This is a genomic window from Streptomyces thermospinosisporus (genome assembly GCF_039526425.1).
Lineage (GTDB): Bacteria > Actinomycetota > Actinomycetes > Streptomycetales > Streptomycetaceae > Streptomyces > Streptomyces thermocarboxydovorans.
In genome coordinates this window covers 98,647-118,052 of the sequence record NZ_BAAAIZ010000051.1, presented here as the reverse complement: position 1 = coordinate 118,052, position 19,406 = coordinate 98,647, and the positions used below count along the sequence as shown (strand labels likewise).

Below are 19,406 nucleotides of genomic sequence, written 5' to 3'. Positions count from 1 at the left end.
CTTGTCCTCCTGCTGGTCGCGCTGGTGACCGTGGCCGCCATGGCCATCGGCGCGCTGCTGTACTGGCTGTGGACCGACGCCAAGGTGAGCACGGTGGGCAAGGCGCCGTTCGACAACGCGCTGGCGATACCGCCGCTGGCCGAGCCGACCGTGGAGAAGGACGGCACCCGCGTCTTCGATCTGCGGATGCAGGCCGGCGAGACGGAGTTCCGGGACGGGGTGAGGACACCGACCTGGGGCTTCAACGGCTCCTACCTCGGCCCCACGCTGCGGGCGAAGCGCGGCGAGAAGGTCCGGGTGCGGGTCAGCAACACCCTGGACGAGCCGTCCACCGTGCACTGGCACGGCATGCATCTGCCGGCCCGCATGGACGGCGGCCCGCACCAGATGGTCGCCCCCGGAGCCACCTGGACCCCGCACTGGAAGGTCGACCAGCCGGCGGCGACGCTCTGGTACCACCCGCATCCGCACGGCCGGACCGAGGACCACGTACGACGCGGTCTTGCGGGTTTGTTCCTCCTGGACGACGACACCTCGGGGCGGCTGCCGCTGCCCAGGCGCTACGGCGTGGACGACCTGCCGGTCGTCGTGCAGGACGTCCGCTTCGACGGATCCCGGCTGGCCGGGGACCGGGGCCTGATGCAGAACGTCGGCTTCCTCGGCGACCGGACCATGGTCAACGGCACCCTGCGCCCGTACCGGAAGGTCCAGGACGAGCTGATGCGGCTGCGGCTGCTCAACGCGTCCACCGCCCGCACCTACGCCTTCGGCTTCGCCGACGAGCGCGACTTCGCGCTGATCGGCACGGACGGCGGTCTGCTGCAGCAGCCGGCGCGCATGGACCGCATACAGCTGTCGCCGGGTGAACGCGCCGAGATCGTCGTACGGATGAAGCCCGGTGAGCGGGTGATGCTGCGCAGCTTCCCGCAGCGCAACTACGGGGACCGAGGGCAGCGCCGCTTCAACGGCGGTGACGACACCTTCGACGTCCTGGAGCTGCGCGCGGCCGAGCGGCTGCGCCCGTCCCCCGAGCTTCCCGGCACCTTGGTCGCCGCCCCAGAACTGCCCGACGGTGAACAAGCCGTCAAGGCACGGCACTTCGACCTCAAGCGGTCCGGGATCAACGGCCGGGCGATGGACATGGGGCGCATCGACGAGACGGTCACGCGCGGCACGACGGAGGTCTGGACGATACGCAACACCGACGGCATGCCCCACAACTTCCATGTGCACGACGTGCAGTTCCGCGTGATGGAGGTGAACGGCAAGACGCCGCCGCCGGAGCTGCGCGGGCGCAAGGACACGGTGTTCGTGCCGCACGGCGTCACGATGAAGCTGGCGCTGCGTTTCACGGGGCCGGCCGATCCGGACGTCCCGTACATGTACCACTGCCATCTGCTGTACCACGAGGACGAGGGGATGATGGGCCAGTTCGTGGTGGTCGAGAAGGGCCGACCGGCCGGAAGCCCGCCGGACCATGAGGGTCATGGGGGGCACGGCGACCCCGACAGTCCCGGACGTCACAGCAGCCACGCGGACCAAGACGATCACGGGAGCCACGGAGGCCACCGGAGCCACAGCACCCACCCGGGCCATGGGGACCATGGCAAGGAGCCGGCGCCGGCGGGGCAGGCGCACGGGCACGAAGCGGGATGAACCGGCCGGGCTCCCGCACACCCCCGGCACCGGCAGCGGTGTGAGCGGACCGCTCCGCTCCGGCTCACTACCCTTGGGCCATGACAACGGCTCTGATTACGGGATCGACATCGGGTATCGGTGCCGCGTTCGCGCGGCGGCTGGCGGCGGACGGACATGACCTGGTGCTGGTGGCCCGCGACACGGGCCGGCTGCGGGAGCAGGCCACCGAGCTGCACGACCGGCACGGCATCGAGGCGGAGGTGCTCACCGCCGACCTCGCGGAGGACGCCGGTATCGAGGCGGTGGCCGAACGGCTCCGGGACCGCAAGAACCCCGTCGACCTGCTGATCAACAACGCGGGCTTCGGCAACAAGGGGCGCTACCTGGACGTGCCCATGGCCGACGAGCTGCGGATGCTCAAGGTGCACTGCGAGGCGGTGCTGCGGCTGACGTCCGCGGCGGCGGAGACCATGCGGGAGCGGGGCCGGGGCGGTGTGGTGAACGTGGCCTCGGTCGCGGCGTTCGTCCCGCGCGGGACCTACGGGGCGTCCAAGGCGTGGGTCGTGCAGTTCACGCAGGGGGCGGCGAAGGACCTGGCGGACAGCGGCGTACGGCTGATGGCGCTGTGCCCCGGCTTCGTGCGCACCGAGTTCCACGACCGGGCCGGGATGGGCACGGACAACATCCCGAAGTGGATGTGGCTGGACGCGGACAAGGTCGCCACGACGGCCCTGGAAGACCTGGCCCGCGGCAAGACGGTGTCGATCCCGGACCCGCGCTACAAGACGCTGATGGGCGCGGCGAAGCTGGTGCCGCGGGGCATGCTGGGCACGATCTCGTCGCGGACCGGCCGGAAGTACGGGCCGCAGTAGCGGGAGCGGCGGCCGGCGGGCAGGCTCTGGGGAGCGGATACGGGCCTGGACGGCGGGATGAGGAGGCATTCGCGTGCGGGTCCACCATCTGAACTGCGGAAGCATGCGGTCCGGGGCGCGTCGCACGGCCTGTGGATGCCGCTGCCGGTCGAGGATCCGCTGGCCTCCCCGTCGCTGGACGGCCGCACCGTCGAGGTGGTGGACCGGTCGACGGAGTGGGAGGTGCTGGCCTGTTCGTGAAGAGCCTGCGCGTGGCCGGCTCACCTTCCTGACCGCCCGACTGGGCTCGCCGGTTCTCTTACAGGGACAGCCGCTGGCCCGACCAGCGCGGGGAAGCCCGGCGTTGCGCTGTCCCCTAATTCTGGTTCATCCACTGCACACCCGCGACGATGCCCAGCAGGAGTGCTGGGCTGATGCACCACCACGGAATGATCCGACGGACCGACGGTATGAGCCAAAGTGCCGTCACGGCAGCAGTAGCACCGATGGTGACCACGCAGGCCAAGATGATTGCGGCGTAGGCCTCGTCGTCCCAGGGGCCGGACGGACGGATGGTCAGCGCTGCCCAACAGAAAAGGGCAGCGATAAGCGTCAGCAGCAGGATCGGGACTGCGAGGACCGCACGCAGGCAGCCTGTGTCGTTGTCCACGGACGGAGGGTTTGACATCACCGGAGTGCGTTCCTTGCGTCGTTCAGGTTGTTCATGAAGCCGCGCCCGTATGCCTGGGCAGCGTCTGTCCGCCAGTAGGGACCGCCGTTGTAGCGCGCGGCGAGTTCCTGGTACTGGGCGGGTGTCATCTCCTCGGCCGGCACGTCGGCGAACTCGCTCTCCGCCTTGAGCTGGGCAAGGTATTCCGAGGCGATGAAGAGGTTCTGCGCCGGGTCCTGGAGCGCATCCTCGATCACGTTCCGCTGCTGGTCTGTGAGGTTCTCAGGGTCGTATCCGAGCACTTCGGCTCCACGCCGCACCTGGGTGGCGATGGGCCCCATGGACGTGTTGTCGGGGTCACCGCCGAAGCGCCAGGGGAGGCTGCCGACCGCCTTGCCAGGGCGTCAGCCTTCAACTGGGCCCACTCGTCGTCGAAAGACATCCCCGTTCCCCCCAGGATCGATCAAGCGTTCCTTCTTCGTTCGACCGTGCAGCGTGAACCGCGCCGGGATGCTGCGCTACCCGGCGCGGAGCGGGGAGAGGCCGGTTGCGTTGCTGTGCTACACACCGGTCCTCCGGGAGGCGAACCGTGAGGATCTGCGGCATGCGGAGCCAGAGGTCGCGTACGGCGTGGCCGCGCACCGGGTCGCCGGGCATCTGATGCGGATCGGCCACCTCGGCAAGGAGGCCAGCGCGGAGGCGCGTGCCGCGTATCGAGAGGATCATCAGCGGGCCGGCCTGGCCGGGCCGCACGAGCTGCCCCGCGGGTTCACCTACGTGCGGGAGCACGAGCGGGGCTTCTAGGCCACGCCGAGGCCGCTTCCTGGGCCGGAGGGGGCCGCCTGACCAGTACGGATGCCCTCCGGACGGGGCGGTCGGCGCAGTGGGCAGCGATCGAGGCGTGGGCGGTGCGGCGGGGCTGGCAGGATGGGCTGGCGGGCCTTGGGGGGTTCGCTGGGGAATCGGTGCATCCGCGGGGGCCGCCGACCAAGACCTCGTGCTGGTCAACGCACACGACCTTGATCTCTTCGCCGCGGCCCGCTCCGGCGCGGCCTCCGGAAAAGGTCAGCGGTAGCCCGTCCGCTGCAGGGCTCACGCGAGCTGTGGGCGTGGCGCCCCGGTGGGAGGATGGTGCTGACATATCCGGATGCAGGGGGGCCGGAGAGGTGGGCACCATGACCTTCGTACAGCTCATCGACTGCAAGACGAGTCGGCTGGAGGAGATGGACCGACTCCTGGACAAGTGGGTCGAGCAGACCAAGGGCAAGCGGACGGCGACGCACGCGATGGTCGGCAAGGACCACTCGGACGCGACGCATGTCGTGGAGATCGTGGAGTTCCCGTCGTACGAGGAGGCGATGCGCAATTCCGGGCTGCCGGAGACGGACCGGATCTTCAAGGAGATGGTGGCGCTCTGCGAGGAGACGCCGACCTTCACCGACCTCGACGTGGTGCGGGACGCGCGGCTGAACGCGGACGCAGCGCGGCGGTTCTTCGAGGTGCTGCAGAGCGAGGGCGATCTGTCACCGATGGCCGGCCTGGTCGCGGAGCACTACCACGACCATGACCCCGCCAACGAGCAGGACACCATGGGGCTGGACCAGTTCCGGCGCGAGATGACCATGTGGCGCAACGGCTTCGACTTCACCATGCGCATCGAGGACCAGATCGCCGAGGGCGACCGCGTCTGCACCCGGTGGTCCTGGGACGCCACGCACAAGGGCGAGTTCCTCGGCATCCCGCCCACCGGCAAGAAGGTCTCCATGACCGGCACGACCATCTTCCGCTTCGACAGCCACGGCAAGATCGCCGAGGGCTGGTGGCAGTACGACCGCCTGGGCCTGATGGCCCAACTGGGAGCCCTGGAACCGACGGAGTTGTAGAGGAGAGGGCCGGCGGGCGAGCGGGGCTCAACTCAACGAGTCCCGCTCCCGCCAAGCGAGGCCGCCTTCCCACCGCCCTCAGCGATCGCGCCGGATCAGCGAGGCGTACTCCCCGAACTCCGGGACAGGTTCCCAGTTTGAGGAGACGTCAATGCCGTCGCGGCTCTCGCTCGTCCCCTCCCGCCCCTCCTCAACCGTACGCTGGACGACGCCATCGGTCGTAAACCTGCAGGTTTCCATGCTTTCTACGTCTGCGTATCCGCCGCGCTCCTGCGATGCCCCATAACGGTACAACCTCACCGTTTCCAGGAAGAGCGAACCGTCGATCAGCGTGAACTGGTAGTTGAGCACGTCGCGACCGTACTCATCCATAAAGATGACCGAGGCGTAGCCGGTCTCCAATCGCACTTCCACACGGAGTTCCGGCGCTGAGCCGTCCTTGGAAGCGGGTACGGCGGTGTAGAGTTTGCCGGATTCGTGTCGGGCTCTTGCCTGCTCCGGCGTGAGCGGCTTCATGGGAGCTTCCGTCAGACGGTTCCACTGCTCGCAGTAGGTCCACATCATGAGCGATTTCAACCCGTACCTTTCGGTAGCCGGTAGACGAAACCCTGCACATCCCTGATCATTACGCCACGGTTCGCCGCTTCTTTGAGCGCCCATTCTGGCACAGGCTGGGACTGGACAGGGACCTCCAAGACCCATCTCCCCGTTAACGGCTCTCCAATTAACTGGGGATATTCGGCACGCGCCTTCGGCGTGTCCGGAACAACCGTCCCCGGGCTATACTTCTGGCCAAGCTCATTCAAATAGTTCTTAAAAGTGCCGGGCGTGATCTTGGCTACCTGAGTGAACTTGCGCGAGACGATTTCCTCTCCAGGTAAATACGAGTCGAGCACCTTTCCATTCTCAAGGTAGATCTCATTCGCTGGGTAGCGGCGCCAATTTTCCCTGTTGAATTCTCGGCCCCTGTTCCACTTCTCTCGTAGCCACGGTGGAACGTCACTACGAGGGCCACCGCCCGATCCTCCCGGTCCGCCCGCCCCCGATCCCCCCGCTCCGACTGCGAGCAGCACAATCCCTGCGATCCCGAGGGCGCCGCGTTCAGGGCGGCTGGGGCTGTGACCGCACCGACTGCACCGCCTCCGGCCAGCGCAAAGCCGGTGGGTGGGAACAGTGCCAGCAGGGAGAGCAGGAGCAGGGGGAAGCCGAGGTAGACGAAGAATGTGTCCAGCGCCTCGAGCAGATGCAGGGTCTCGATACTTCTGCCATCGGGGCCGGCCGACCCGAGCCCCCGCCACAGCAGGAAGGTTCCTGCCGTGGCCGCTCCTGCCGCGGTGCCGAAGCGAAAGCGATGTGTGGCCAGCATCTCCGCCACGGGCTGGGACGATGCCTGCCGCCAGGCCCGTAACAGGACGATCAGCTGGTAAGTGATCCAGGCGAGGGCAGCGATGGCGAACCCCATGAGGATCGTCGGACCCTGCCCCGTCGTGAAGTACTCCTGGAGACCAGCGGTGGAGGTGAACGAGCCGGCGCCCAGAAACACCAGCGACGGCAGCGTGAGAAGACACGGACTCAGCCGGAGCCACCACGCTCGGGAAGTGCGAGACCTGCGTCTTTCCCGCAACCAAGCATGGATGTTGACCGACCGCCAGGCCACCTGGTTGTCGGACGCGTCCATACGCGCAGCGATTCCCGTCAGGAGGGAACCGAGTTCCCTGGTGGCAGGGTCGTGCGGCGCGACGGCTGCGGCGTACAGCAGAGACCGCCGCAGCTCGACGTAACGAAGGATGATCAGCAGCGTCCACGGCAGACGCCAGGCCGCATATCGCAGCAGGGCTGCCGCGCTGTCACCATCAGCACGTTCTAAGGACAGCAGGACAGCCGGCACCGCACGTTTGCCCTGTTGGAGGCGCCGCACGTCGACGGCCATGGCGAGGGCCATGCACGCCAGCGGCCACGCCCAGACCGTCCCATTCGCAAGCTCGAGCCAATCCGTGGCCTGGGCGCGAGACCTCTCTGCTGCGTAGTTGTTCAACGTGTGGTGGCCGGCAGCGGCCAGCACTGGGGGCACGCACAACAAGCGCGCCCACCCGCGGGCGCGGAACAACACCCCCACCCCGAAGCCGGCAACCGCTGTCCACACCAGGTGGGTGAACGTCTCGGTGACCGTGGGGCCGGCCATTTCCAGCTGACTGAACGGTGCGGGCAGCCAGGACGTGAACACCTGCCCAGGGCCCGGTACATAGGGCGCCGACAAGCTGTCGGGGATGATCCAGCCCTCGCCCCGGGACACCGCCCTGTCCGAGTCCAGGCCGAACCGGAGGACGGCCTCCAGCAATCCGAAGCCGCTGCCCAGCGCCGCGCCCAGCACCACGAAGTCCGTGAGTCCCCACTGCCGGCGGATGGCAAGACTCCATCCCGTAAGCAGCAAGGGACTGAGCTTGATGAGTTCTTCCACCCAGGGCGCCACGGTGTAGCTGGTGGTGTTCACCACCTCGACCAGCGATTGCCCCGACCTGTCGGCGTAGAGGCGGGTGTAGCTGTACTCCACCAGCGCGGTCGCCACGCCACACCCGTACACCCCCACCAGGAGCGCGAGAAGCACGGTCGACAGGCGCACCGAACGCGTGGGCAAAGAGAGGAAGAGCAGTTGCAGCACGCCCCAGACGGCCGCCACCGCCATCATCAGTGTCACGCCAAGCCCCCGACACACTGAATGAATCGCCGATTCGCAACAGTGAACGGATGCTAGGCGACCAACTCACGCATATACAGGCGAGTTGTGGTCAAACTTGAGGGCTTCATGTGACTGTCGCGAACCAGTGCCCGGCACCTGAGACCTCACGGGACGGCGATTTCGTGGCTCCGCGGTCAGTCGCCGCCGCCTCCCTCACCCCCGTCGCCGCCGCCGCTGTCACCGCCGCCGTCGCTGCCTCCGTCGCCGGCGTCGCTGCCTCCGTCGCCGGCGTCGCCGCCGTCGGAGCCCCAGCCGTCGCTGCCGCCGGGTTCGTTGTCGTCGGAGGTGAAGCCGAGGTTGGTGTACCAGGGGCGTTCCCAGGTGATCTCGAGCGGTTCGCCGCCGGACTGCGGGGTGCGGCGGAATCGGGCCAGGCCCGTGGTGTCGCCGAGGCCGAAGGAGACGGCGACCGCGTGGGCCATGACGGCGTCCAGGGGGTCGGGTCCGGCGAGGTCGACACTGGCGAGCAAGAGAAGTACGTCGCCGGGGGCGGGATGGGGCTGGGAGAGTCCTTGTATCTGGCTACGTGAGAAGGTCGGTGCGACTGGTGCCAGCAGCTGCTGGTGCGTTTTCGATGCGGACGCCGAGGTCGTGCGCGACTAAACGGTTTCGAGTTGTGCACCCAGCTCGGGCGATGCGTATCAGTCAAGTGGGACGTGACGAGAGCTCGAGACCGTCACCAGCGAGCTATCCCGCCTACCATTCCGCCAAGGAAACCGACATCGGACTTCCCGAGGGGCGCACGTGGCACAACTTGTCCAGCAGCAGCGCGTGGACGCGTACGTGGGGTACCACGCATTTGGTCTGCAAGAGTCCGACGACGCGGATCTGCCGGTTCCGTTCCCCGACGATTTCGACTACAGCGCCTTCCTCAGCACTCATCCCGGCCGACTGGACATCACTAGCGGCGGGCACACCCATACGGCCACGGTCACGGCCGAGGTGTGGGACGGGCCGCCGCCGCAGGACGCAACGGAATGGGACGAGCAGGCTGAAGCTGACTTCGAGTCGACGAGCGGTCAGGTCGCCGTGTGGTCCATGCACACTGGCCGGGCAGACGACGTCATCGTATTGGGGGATTCCGGTGGTTCGTGGCGGGTTCGGGTAAGTTGCGCGGGCAGAGCCGAGGCCGCCGCTCTGTCGGAGGGCGAGGGCACCGGCTACGGGCTGGAGCATTACCTCATCCAATTCTGGCCCGCCGGCGCATGAGCAAGCATGTCTGTGGCGAGAACGAACGCGCCTCCGCCACAGACATGGATGCGCGAATCACGACACGATCTTGACGATGAACCCGTCGTCCATGCCGTCGACGATGCGGTTCTTGGCGTAGAAGCTCTTAAGTATCGAGCCGCCAGCCTTGTTGTCGTCCTTCGCTATGGGCTTGACGGAGAAGTTGAACTTCTTGGCATCCGCGTCGAACTCGGGTTCCGTGGCTCCTTCGTATGTGCTGGCGAAGGGGTACTCGTCACACTCGAGGGTGCCACCCTGGGTGTAATTGGCACCCCAGTAACGTTTGCACTGCTTAATCGCCTCCGCGCGATTCTTGTTGATGCGAGCGGCGCTCACCGTACGGTGGAGCGGATCCTTCGCCGTCTGGCCGGGGACCTTCTTCGCTGACATGTAGGGCTTGGTGTCCTGAGGAACGAGGAACGCCTGACGTATATGAGCGGCCTCGGCTCGTTCCTCCGCACCTTGCTTCGCGCTCAGGGTCAGCGGTGTGACATAGCTGAAGGTGGCCGCTCCCTTCTTTGCTGGAGTGCCGCCTCCAGTGGAGTTGGCCAGGTAGGACGCGGCATCCCAGCGTGGGGCGAGCATGAACAGCTTGCCGCCCAGATCGCCGCTCAATTGCCAAGGAGCGGGAGGCTTGTAGCTGATGGCCGGTTCGTACACCGCGAAGAGGAGGTCGGCAGATCCTTTGCCCTGTCCAGGCTTGGCGGTCACGGTCTCCTTGAACGTGCGCTGCGCCTTGAGCTCGGCGAACGTTTTCGTCCCCGGCAGATTCCCTGCACGGGTGTAGCTGGCGCCAGAAGGCCAGCTCTGCGGAATGCTGGCCTTCAAAGTGATCCGCATAGCTGCCGCACCGGTGGTTCCGGTGGTACTGAAGTCAGTGAAATAATACTGGAAAGTGATGGTGCGGCTGTTCTTGGCAATGGTGCCGACCGCACGCACGTTGAAGCTACTGGCGCCAATCGGCTTGCCGTTGCGCATCCACGTCTGGAGGAAAGACGCCCCATTGCAGACGGCGAATCGGGACTTGACGTAGAACTTCTTGTCACCGCCCAGCCCCTTGACGCACTCGCTGTAGGTCATCGTCCGCGCGGGCTCGGGGGCCGTGGCGGCGGGGCCCGGCGCGACGCGCGGCTGCACCGGTGTAACGACGTCTGCCGACGGCGATCCGGACGGGCGTCGGGACAGCGGGGCGTAAGAAGCCGCCGGGCCTACCGTCTCCTGAGCCAACGCCACCCCCGGCTCCGCTGCCGCGGCCGCGCGGCGAAGTCCTTCCCTCCCCTCGACGCTCTGCAGTTCCTCCAGTGACGGCTTCGCCGCGCCGGCAGGCAGTACGTGGGACTCCACCTGCAGGCCCGCCATCGTGTCCGCGCCAGCCGTTGAGGGAACCGCCATCGGCAACCCTGCGACCACCGCCGTTACGGCCAGCACGCGTATGCCCCTACGTCTGGACCAATCCCGCTCCATTTGCTTGAACCCCCGGTTCTCAATCGGTGTCGGGCCGACTGCCCGTCACCGGGTCGAGATCCAGGGCTATCGAATACGTGATCGATGCTGGCGTTCGGGGGGCGGGATTGACGTGATTTCAGCAGTAGTTGGCCAGACCGTAGTGGTTCGCAAGGCCGCTGTCGGCGGCGCGCTTCCCGAAACCGCTGGGGGCAACGGCAAGACTACGGGCTTCGTATTCACAGGGAGGCATGCCTCCGGCGAGCGCTCGTCCACCGAATGCGGACGTCGATCTAGCACGCAGGCCACTGGACGGAACTTGGAGCCGAGCTCGTGAGGAGTATGCGGCGAGGTACGGCTGGCGCGCGCGCCCGGCGGTCAGTCGCCTCCGCCTCCGCCGCCCCCGTCGCCGCCCCCGCTGTCGCCGCCGCCGTCGCTGCCTCCGTCGCCGGCGTCGCCGCCGTCGCTGCCCCAGCCGTCGCCGCCGCCGGGTTCGTTGTCGTCGGAGGTGAAGCCGAGGTTGGTGAACCAAGGGCGGTCCCAGGTGGTTTCGAGGGGCTCGGCGGCGGGGTGCGGGGTGCGGCGGAATCGGGCCAGGCCCGTGGTGTCGCCGAGGCCGAAGGAGACGGCGACCGCGTGGGCCATGACGGCGTCCAGGGGGTCGGGGCCGGTGAGGTCGACGGTGGCGAGGGGGAGAAGTACGTCGTCGGGGGTGGGGGTGGGGCGGCGCGGTGGGCGGGTGAGCAGGGCGACGCGGTGGCCGTCGCGCTCCAGCCAGGAGCTGGTGGCGTTCTGGCGGCGCAGCGTCCACTGCCGGTCGGGCAGGTGGATCTCGACCCGGCTCTTGGACTTGCGGAGCTTCTTCCGCAGGTCGAGCCGGGCGGTGACGTCGCCGACGGTCATGACCAGGCCGGCGCCCGGCGCGGACCGGTCGCCGAGGAAGCCGTGGGGTGCCCTGATGCGGACGGCGGGGGCCTGCGGGCCCCAGACGTCCACGCGGATCAGGCGCCGGTCCACCGCGACGGCGACCGGTCCGGCGGGGCCGGGGGCGTAGCGGCGCGCCATCCACAGCGGTACGCCCTCCACGCGGGTCCGGCCGGCTAGGGCGCTCACCTGGTCGGGGCCGCCGCAGCGGCGGACGGCGAGTTCGCCGAGGGCGCGGGCGAAGTCGGCGGCCTGGCGCACCTTCCAGGGCTTGGTGGTGCCGGTGACGCGGGTGACGGGGACGACGCCGGGTCCCTGGGGCAGGTGGTCCAGGGGGCGTTCGGTGCCGCAGGCCCCGAGCCAGTTGCCGCGCAGGTAGGCCTCGGCCATGGCGGCGAGGTTCAGTTCGTGGAGGGGGGTGGTCCGGCCGCCCTTGCGCAGTCCGTCCTCGGTGAGCTGCACGGTCCGGGCGAATGGGTTACGGGAGCGTTCCGAGTAGAGCGTGTGGTGCATGGGCCCTCCCCCTCTGGCCGATCTCTGATGACGCGTGACCGCCGCCCGGCGACCCCGACGAGCCGAACAGGCCCGATGAGCCGTCCAAGGGTAGGTCGCCGGTGCGTGGTCCGGCGGTTCCATGATCGGCGGCCGCACCACCGGGACACGGCGAAGGCCCGGCACCCTTCACAGGGATGCTGTTGGTTAATTCGGGCCCTCGCGTGACGTCGGCTCCCAAGACCCGGTTGTGGTCTTGAGAGCCGACGTTGTTTGGGGAGGGTGTCGATGTCGATGCGGCCGGCAGGGCTGGGTGAAATTCCGGCGGAGACGGTGCGGGTGGCGCGGGCGGCCTTCCCGAAGGGCAGCCTGGCGATCCGGGTGCGTGACGAGCTGGGGCTGTTGTTCGGTGACGGGCAGTTCGCGGGTCTGTTCCCGGTTCGGGGGAAGCCTGCCTGGTCACCGGGGCGGCTGGCATTGGTGTTGGTGTTGCAGTTCGTCGAAGGGCTGACCGACCGGCAGGCCGCCCAGGCGGTGCGAGCCCGCATTGACTGGAAGTACGCGCTGGGGCTGGAACTGGCCGATGCGGGGTTCGACTATTCGGTGCTGTCGGAGTTCCGCGACCGGCTCATCAAAGCGGACGGAGGCCGGGAAATCCTGGACGCCGTGCTGGCAGCGGCCCGGCGGCGGGACCTGATCGTCGTCCGGGGCCGTGCGCGGACCGACTCCACCCATGTGCTGTCCGCGGTGCGTGAGGTGAACCAGCTGGAGCTGGTCGCGGAAACCCTGCGCTCGGCACTGAACGCCGTGGCCCGGGCCGAACCGGACTGGCTGAACGGTCGTGCCCGGCCGGAGTGGTTCAAGCACTATGCCACCCGGGCCGAGGACTCCCGCTTTCCCAAGGACCGGTCCCGGCGGGATCAGACGTATCGGCGGATCGGTGACGACGGCATGCACCTGCTGAAGATGATCTGGGCCGTGGACGCTCCGCCGAGTCTGCGGCGACTGCCGCAGGCGGAGGTGCTGCGGCAGGTGTGGGTGCAGCACTTCCACATGGTCGACGGGGAGGTGGCCCGCCGGGGCCCAAAAGACCGGCCACCAGGTGTGATGCGCCTGGTGACCTGCTATGACCTGGAGGCCCGCACCGGCGGAAAGGGCGACATCAACTGGGACGGTTACAAAGTCCACGTCACAGAGACCTGCGACCCGGACACTCCGCACCTCGTCACGAGTGTGCTGACGACTCTCGCGAGTGTCTCCGACGCCCGGATGGCCGCCCCGGTCCATGACGAACTCGCCCGGCGGGATCTGCTGCCGGGCGAGCACTGGGTGGATGCCGGATATGCCAACGGTGGTGCCCTGACCGCCGCCCGCCGTGACCACCAGGTCGACCTGCACGGACCGCTGAAAGCGGTGACCGTCCCGCACGCCCGCGGCGATGCCGCCTTCGGCCAGAACGCGTTCACCATCGACTGGGACAACCAGCTCGTGACCTGCCCGAACGGCGTTGTCAGCACGCAATGGGCCCAGCGCCGCTCCGAAGAGGGCCTGGCGACCATCCGGGTGCGGTTCTCTCCGGCCGACTGCGGCACCTGCCCCCAGCTGACCAAGTGCGTCAACTCTCCCAGGCCCCGGCGGCGGGAGATCAACCTCAGACCCCGCGACGAATACGAAGAACTGCAGCAGGCGCGAAAACTCCAGACAACCGCTGCCTGGAAGGACCGCTACAACATCCGGGCCGGCGTCGAAGGCACCATCTCCCAAGCCGTGCACGCATGCGGCCTGCGCAGATCCCGCTACCGCGGCCTCGCGAAGACCAGCCTCCAGCACCAGCTCACCGGCGCCGCCGTCAACCTCATCCGCATCGACGCCTGGCTCACCAACACACCCCGAGCCCGCACCCGCATCAGCCCCCTGACAGCACTTCGCCCCGCCGCATAGCGGCGGGGCGAAGTGACCAGGCCCGAATTAACCAACAGCATCCCTTCACAGGGTGCCGGGCCTTCTGTGAGCGTGTGGCTCAGTGGGCGTGGCCGTGGCCGTGGCCCGCGGCGGCCGGCTCCTCCTCTTCCTTCTTCTCGACGACCAGGGTCTCGGTCGTCAGAAGCAGGGAGGCGATGGAGGCGGCGTTCTCCAGGGCGGAACGGGTGACCTTGACCGGGTCGATGACGCCGGCCTTGATCAGGTCGCCGTACTCGCCGGTGGCGGCGTTGTAGCCGCTGCCCTTCTCGAGCTCGGCCACCTTGGAGACGATCACGTAGCCCTCGAGGCCGGCGTTCTCGGCGATCCAGCGCAGCGGCTCGACGACGGCGTTGCGGACGACCGCGACACCGGTGGCCTCGTCGCCGGACTTGTCGAGGTTGTTCTCCAGGACCTTGGCGGCGTGGACCAGCGCGGAGCCACCACCGGAGACGATGCCCTCCTCGACCGCGGCGCGGGTCGCGGAGATGGCGTCCTCCAGACGGTGCTTGCGCTCCTTCAGCTCGACCTCGGTGGCGGCACCCACGCGGATGACGCACACGCCGCCGGCCAGCTTGGCGAGACGCTCCTGCAGCTTCTCGCGGTCCCAGTCGGAGTCGGTGGTCTCGATCTCCGCCTTGATCTGGGCGACGCGGCCCTCGACGTCCTCCTTCTTGCCGGCGCCGTCGACGATCGTGGTCTCGTCCTTGGTGACGGTGACGCGGCGGGCGGAGCCGAGCACGTCCAGGCCGACCTGGTCGAGCTTGAGGCCGACCTCCTCGGAGACCACGGTGGCGCCGGTGAGGACGGCCATGTCCTGCAGCATCGCCTTGCGGCGGTCACCGAAGCCGGGCGCCTTGACGGCGACGGCGTTGAAGGTGCCGCGGATCTTGTTGACGACCAGGGTGGACAGCGCCTCGCCCTCGACGTCCTCGGCGATGATCAGCAGCGGCTTGGAGGAGTTGGCCTGGATGACCTTCTCCAGCAGCGGCAGCAGGTCGGCGATGGCGGAGATCTTGCCCTGGTGGATGAGGATGTACGGGTCCTCCAGGACGGCCTCCATGCGCTCCTGGTCCGTCACGAAGTACGGCGACAGGTAGCCCTTGTCGAAGGCCATGCCCTCGGTGAAGTCCAGCTCCAGACCGAAGGTGTTGGACTCCTCGACGGTGATGACACCGTCCTTGCCGACCTTGTCCATCGCCTCGGCGATCAGCTCGCCGACCTGCTGGTCCTGGGCGGACAGCGCGGCGACGGCGGCGATGTCGGACTTCTCGTCGATCGGGCGGGCGGAGGCCAGCAGGTCCTCGGACACGGCCGCCACGGCCGCGTCGATGCCCTTCTTCAGCGCTGCCGGGGAAGCGCCGGCGGCGACGTTCTTCAGCCCCTCACGGATCAGGGCCTGGGCGAGCACGGTGGCGGTGGTCGTACCGTCACCCGCGATGTCGTTGGTCTTGGTCGCCACCTCCTTCACCAGCTGCGCGCCGAGGTTCTCGTACGGGTCCTCGATCTCCACCTCGCGGGCGATCGTGACACCGTCGTTGGTGATGGTGGGGGCGCCGAACTTCTTGTCGATGACGACGTTGCGGCCCTTGGGGCCGATCGTCACCTTCACCGTGTCGGCAAGCTTGTTGACGCCGCGCTCGAGGGCGCGACGGGCGTCCTCGTCGAACTTCAGGATCTTCGCCATGGCAGCGGGAGCCCTCTCGGAATTCTGGGTGAAATCACTGCGCCCCGGGCGCCCGGCTTCTTATGGGATGCGGGGGCCAGGGGCGCAGTCGAGCAAAGGTGCGTCGAGGTGATTACTTCTCGACGATCGCGAGGACGTCGCGGGCCGAGAGAACGAGGTACTCCTCGTTGTTGTACTTCACCTCGGTGCCGCCGTACTTGCTGTAGAGCACGACGTCACCGACCTTGACGTCGAGCTCGATGCGCTTACCGTCCTCGTAGCGGCCCGGGCCCACGGCCAGGACGACGCCCTCCTGGGGCTTCTCCTTGGCGGTGTCCGGAATGACCAGGCCAGAGGCCGTGGTCTGCTCGGCGTCCAGCGGCTGGACCACGATGCGGTCCTCGAGCGGCTTGATGGCAACCTTGGAGCTGGCGGTCGTCACGATCCGACCTCCCCCTTCGGAGATCTCACGGGGTTAACTGTCTGAGGTGGCGACCAGGTCGATCCGTCGTCGCGGGTGCCGGACCTGCCCGTCGCGTGGTTGGCACTCTCCACCGGGGAGTGCCAGAGCCGAGACTATGACTGCGATTAGCACTCGGTCAAGCGGAGTGCCAATTGGCGGCGGCGCGTCGGCCACGGGTTCGCGCTCAGGGGTTCACTTCGGAATCGCCCAGGGGTTCACTTCGGAATGCAGTCGGGCATTCACTCCGGGGAGTGCTCAGGGGCCCGCTCGGGCGTGCACTCCGGCATGCGCCGGGACGTGGCTTCCGGATACGCCCGAAGATCGCTCGGCATGCGCTCAAGGCTCTGCCCCGGCCTTCCCGAGGTAGTCCTCCAGCCGGGCCACCCGCAGGCCGCGCCGGCCGGCCTCCTCCAGCAGACGCCTCGTCCGCTCGGCGAGGGACAGCGACGGCAGGTCGACGGACGGGACGGAGACGATGTCGCCGGGCATCAGCTCCTTCGTGCCCTCGGCGTAGGTGAGTTCGCCGTCCCCGTCCAGGCTCACCCGCCACAGCACGACCGCCGTGATGCCGCAGTCGGCGGCGGCGCGCAGGGTCGTCGCGTCGTACGTGCCGTAGGGCGGGCGGAACAGGCGGGGGCGGACGCCGAAGCGGGAGGTGAGCTTGCGCTGCTGGCCGCAGATCTCCGCGCGCTGGCCGGCGTACGGCAGCCCGCGCAGGGCGGTGTGGTCGAGGGTGTGGTTCTGCAGGCTCGCGCCGATCGCGCGCAGCCGGGCGAAGTGGGCGTAGCCGGGGCCCACCACGCTGTCGGTGAGGAAGAGGCTGACCGGCAGGCGCCGTTCGCGGACGAGGCCGATGAAGCGGGGGTCGCGTTCGGCGCCGTCGTCGTAGGTCAGGAAGACGACTCTGTCGGTGGTGCGGACGCGGTCGACGACCGGCGGGAGCGCGGCGGCGGGCTGGCGCGTGCCGGCAGGGGGTGCCGTGCTGTTGCCGGCCGGCTGGCCGGCGCCGTCCCCGGCCGTCGCCGCCCGGTGCTGCACGGGGCCGGCGCAGCCCGCGGCGAGCAGCAGCGCGAGGGCCGCCACCGCCGGGCCGCGGGCGCGGGGCCTCACAGGTAGTCCTCCAGGCGGGCCACCGCGTATCCCTCGGCCGTGACCTTGTTCAGGAAGCGGCGGACCATGTCGCGCATGGTGCCGTCCCAGTGACCGGTGCCGCGGAAGTGGGTCAGCACGATGTCGCCGGGGCGCAGTTCGCGGTGCCATTCGCGGTACTCCCAGCGGTCGACGAAGACCTCCTCGTTCCACAGGGGCACGTACTCGATGCCGCAGCGCTTGGCGGCGCGGAGCGTGTCCTTGTTGTAGTTGCCGAAGGGCGGGCGGAAGAGGACGGGGCGGGTGCCGTAGCGCTTCTCGATGACCTCCTGCATGCCGCAGATCTCGCGCTTCTGGCGGGCGTAGGACAGGGCGGGCAGATAGGGGTGGTGCAGGGTGTGGTTGTTGAGGGTGACGCCGCGGTCCTGCATCCGCTCGAAGTAGGCGTAGTCGTCGTCGATGACGTAGTCGCTGAGGAAGGCGGTGTAGGGGATCCGCAGCTCGCTCATCATCCGCAGGAACTTCGGGTCCTTCTCGGCGCCGTCGTCGATGGTGAGGAAGACGATCTTCTTCTTGGTGGGGACGGTGGTGAAGACCGGCGGGAGCCCGAGGCGCCGGTGGCCGTCCACCTCGAAGCCCTCACGGGTGGTGATGTGCGGCTTCTTCTCCGGCGGCGGCGGGGCGGGCAGCGGCACCTTCTTCAGCCCCCAGCGTTCCGCGGCGGCGGCGCGTGCGGCCTGCGCGGCGCGCAGCTTGGTGGCGTAGGAGTCGAGCGCGCGGGCCGGGGGCGCGTTCAGGGGCCGTTCGCCGCTCGCGGGCGGGGCCTCGCCGCGTCCGCAGCCGGGGGCGAGGGCGGCGAGGGCGAGGACGACGAGCGCGACCCGCACCCGCCCCAGGGTGCCCCGCCCCGGCCACGCACCCCGCGCCCTCTTTTCATCGTTTTGTCGTACTACTCGCATGGGCCCGGATCCTCCCAGCCCGCCGCCCTCGATCCGGTCCGACACCGCGGCCGGAGGCGCCCGGTCCACCGACTGGCCCACAATGAGCCGGTGAACGACCTCGCCCCGCTCCTCACCCCCGAAGGCCGCGCTCTGCTGGAGGAGGTGCGCGACACCGCCCCGGCGGACGAACTCGCCGTCGCCACCCGGCTGCGCCGCGAGCACCCCGCCGAGCTGGTGTCCGCGGCGCTCACCCAGGCGCGGCTGCGGCAGCGGGCGGTGGCCAAGTTCGGCGAGGAGGACGCCCGCCGGATGTTCTTCACCGCGAACGGGGTCGAGCAGTCGACGCGGGCGAGCGTGGCGGCCTACCGGGCGCGGAGGTTCGCCGGGCTCGGCGTGACCTCGGTGGCCGACCTGTGCTGCGGGATCGGCGGGGACGCCATCGCCCTGGCCCGCGCCGGGATCCGGGTGCTGGCGGTGGACCGCGACCCGCTCACCGCGGCGGCGGCACGGGCCAACGCGGAGGCCCTCGGCCTGGCAGACCTGATCGAGGTGCGGGAGGACGACGTCACCCGGGTCGACACGGCCGGGTACGACGCGGTCTTCGCCGACCCGGCCCGGCGCGGCGGCCGGGGCCGGATCTTCGACCCCGAGGCCTACTCACCCCCGCTGTCCTGGGCGATCGGGGCGGCGCGCACGGCACCGCTCGCCGCCGCGCTGAAGATCGCGCCCGGCGTCCCGCACGAGGCGGTCCCGGACGACGCCGAGGCCGAGTGGATCTCGGACGGCGGGGACGTCAAGGAGGCCGTGCTGTGGTTCGGCGCGGCGGCGGCGAAGGGCGCCTTCCGCGCCACGCTGCTGCCCGGCCCGCGCACCCTGGTCTCCCGCGGCCTGCCCGACCCGGCGGTGCGCCCGCCCGGCCGGTACCTCTACGAACCCGACGGCGCCGTCATCCGCGCCCATCTGGTCGCCGAGGTGGCCGAGGAGCTGGGCGGCGGCCTGATCGACGAGACCATCGCCTACATCACCGCCGACGAGCACCGCCCCACGCCGTACGCGACCGCCTACGAGATCACCGACCGGCTCCCCTTCAACGCCAAGAAGCTGAAGGCGCTGCTGCGGGAGCGCGGGATCGGCACCCTCACCGTCAAGAAGCGCGGCTCGGCGGTGGAACCGGAGGAACTGCGCCGCAAGGTGCTGCCCAAGCCGCACGGCAGCGAGGCCGTCACCGTGTTCCTCACCCGGGTCGCCGGGGCCCCGGCCATGCTGCTCGGCCGTCCGGCCGGCTGATCAGCCGTCAGCCGCCGCTCTCCCGCGCCCGCCCCGGCAGCTCGGCCCGCCCCGGCAGCTCGGCCCGCCCCGGCAGCTCGGCCCGCCCCGGCAGCTCGGCCCGCCCCGGCAGCTCGGCCCGCCCCGGCAGCTC

18 protein-coding genes are annotated in these 19,406 nt (G+C 69.2%); 7 read left to right on the top strand and 11 right to left on the bottom strand.

Annotated features, from left to right (window positions below):
• Positions 1–39 precede the first annotated feature (39 nt).
• Complete coding sequence (locus ABD207_RS18405; protein WP_425580743.1) at positions 40–1,656, top strand: multicopper oxidase domain-containing protein; 1,617 nt, start codon at positions 40–42, stop codon at positions 1,654–1,656.
• 80 nt (positions 1,657–1,736) lie between these two features.
• Positions 1,737–2,510 (top strand): SDR family NAD(P)-dependent oxidoreductase, encoded by a 774-nt coding sequence (locus tag ABD207_RS18400; protein ID WP_344014184.1) that lies wholly within the window; start codon positions 1,737–1,739, stop codon positions 2,508–2,510.
• 355 nt (positions 2,511–2,865) lie between these two features.
• Here ABD207_RS18400 and ABD207_RS18395 read toward each other — a convergent pair whose 3' ends face one another.
• A complete protein-coding gene (locus ABD207_RS18395; RefSeq protein ID WP_344014182.1) occupies positions 2,866–3,159 on the bottom strand; it encodes a hypothetical protein in 294 nt (97 codons plus the stop codon).
• Between the two features lie 17 nt (positions 3,160–3,176).
• On the bottom strand, positions 3,177–3,500 hold the full coding sequence (locus ABD207_RS18390; RefSeq protein WP_344014180.1) for a hypothetical protein: 324 nt from the start codon (positions 3,498–3,500) through the stop codon (positions 3,177–3,179).
• Between the two features lie 154 nt (positions 3,501–3,654).
• Here ABD207_RS18390 and ABD207_RS18385 point away from each other — a divergent pair, with 154 nt between their 5' ends.
• Both ABD207_RS18385 and ABD207_RS18380 read left to right on the top strand, forming a co-directional pair.
• A complete protein-coding gene (locus ABD207_RS18385) occupies positions 3,655–3,963 on the top strand; it encodes a hypothetical protein (protein WP_344014178.1) in 309 nt (102 codons plus the stop codon).
• A 371-nt stretch (positions 3,964–4,334) separates the two neighbouring features.
• On the top strand, positions 4,335–5,042 hold the full coding sequence (locus ABD207_RS18380; protein WP_344014176.1) for an ester cyclase: 708 nt from the start codon (positions 4,335–4,337) through the stop codon (positions 5,040–5,042).
• A 78-nt stretch (positions 5,043–5,120) separates the two neighbouring features.
• Here ABD207_RS18380 and ABD207_RS18375 read toward each other — a convergent pair whose 3' ends face one another.
• From ABD207_RS18375 to ABD207_RS18365, 3 genes are all read right to left on the bottom strand, one after another.
• Positions 5,121–5,558: a hypothetical protein gene (locus ABD207_RS18375; protein ID WP_344014174.1), complete on the bottom strand. Its 438-nt coding sequence runs from the start codon at positions 5,556–5,558 to the stop codon at positions 5,121–5,123.
• A gap of 322 nt (positions 5,559–5,880) precedes the next feature.
• Positions 5,881–7,728 (bottom strand): PrsW family glutamic-type intramembrane protease, encoded by a 1,848-nt coding sequence (locus ABD207_RS18370; protein WP_344014207.1) that lies wholly within the window; start codon positions 7,726–7,728, stop codon positions 5,881–5,883.
• Between the two features lie 185 nt (positions 7,729–7,913).
• Positions 7,914–8,249: a hypothetical protein gene (locus tag ABD207_RS18365; protein WP_344014172.1), complete on the bottom strand. Its 336-nt coding sequence runs from the start codon at positions 8,247–8,249 to the stop codon at positions 7,914–7,916.
• 274 nt (positions 8,250–8,523) lie between these two features.
• Between ABD207_RS18365 and ABD207_RS18360 the strand changes: the two genes are divergently transcribed.
• Positions 8,524–8,988 (top strand): hypothetical protein, encoded by a 465-nt coding sequence (locus ABD207_RS18360; protein ID WP_344014170.1) that lies wholly within the window; start codon positions 8,524–8,526, stop codon positions 8,986–8,988.
• Between the two features lie 57 nt (positions 8,989–9,045).
• Here ABD207_RS18360 and ABD207_RS18355 read toward each other — a convergent pair whose 3' ends face one another.
• Together ABD207_RS18355 and ABD207_RS18350 are read right to left on the bottom strand one after the other, a co-directional pair.
• Complete coding sequence (locus ABD207_RS18355; RefSeq protein WP_344014168.1) at positions 9,046–10,437, bottom strand: NucA/NucB deoxyribonuclease domain-containing protein; 1,392 nt, start codon at positions 10,435–10,437, stop codon at positions 9,046–9,048.
• 393 nt (positions 10,438–10,830) lie between these two features.
• On the bottom strand, positions 10,831–11,889 hold the full coding sequence (locus ABD207_RS18350; protein WP_344014166.1) for a hypothetical protein: 1,059 nt from the start codon (positions 11,887–11,889) through the stop codon (positions 10,831–10,833).
• A 267-nt stretch (positions 11,890–12,156) separates the two neighbouring features.
• Here ABD207_RS18350 and ABD207_RS18345 point away from each other — a divergent pair, with 267 nt between their 5' ends.
• The gene (locus ABD207_RS18345; protein ID WP_344014164.1) at positions 12,157–13,809 is read left to right on the top strand and encodes an IS1182 family transposase; all 1,653 of its coding nucleotides are present in this window, start codon (positions 12,157–12,159) and stop codon (positions 13,807–13,809) included.
• Positions 13,810–13,888: 79 nt separating this feature from the next.
• On the opposite strand, the gene groL is transcribed toward ABD207_RS18345, so the two are convergent.
• From groL to ABD207_RS18325, 4 genes are all read right to left on the bottom strand, one after another.
• Positions 13,889–15,514, bottom strand: a complete 1,626-nt coding sequence (groL, locus tag ABD207_RS18340) for a chaperonin GroEL (protein WP_344014162.1) — start codon at positions 15,512–15,514, stop codon at positions 13,889–13,891.
• Positions 15,515–15,626: 112 nt separating this feature from the next.
• Positions 15,627–15,935, bottom strand: coding sequence for a co-chaperone GroES (gene groES / locus ABD207_RS18335; protein ID WP_167991189.1), 309 nt, complete (start codon positions 15,933–15,935; stop codon positions 15,627–15,629).
• A 357-nt stretch (positions 15,936–16,292) separates the two neighbouring features.
• Complete coding sequence (locus ABD207_RS18330) at positions 16,293–17,066, bottom strand: polysaccharide deacetylase family protein (RefSeq protein ID WP_344014160.1); 774 nt, start codon at positions 17,064–17,066, stop codon at positions 16,293–16,295.
• Entirely contained in the window at positions 17,063–18,004 is a 942-nt protein-coding gene (locus ABD207_RS18325) for a polysaccharide deacetylase family protein (RefSeq protein WP_344014158.1), read from the bottom strand. Before ABD207_RS18325 ends, ABD207_RS18330 begins: the two co-directional genes overlap by 4 nt.
• 90 nt (positions 18,005–18,094) lie before the next feature.
• Here ABD207_RS18325 and ABD207_RS18320 point away from each other — a divergent pair, with 90 nt between their 5' ends.
• Positions 18,095–19,273 (top strand): THUMP-like domain-containing protein, encoded by a 1,179-nt coding sequence (locus tag ABD207_RS18320; RefSeq protein WP_344014156.1) that lies wholly within the window; start codon positions 18,095–18,097, stop codon positions 19,271–19,273.
• The last annotated feature ends 133 nt before the right edge of the window (positions 19,274–19,406 follow it).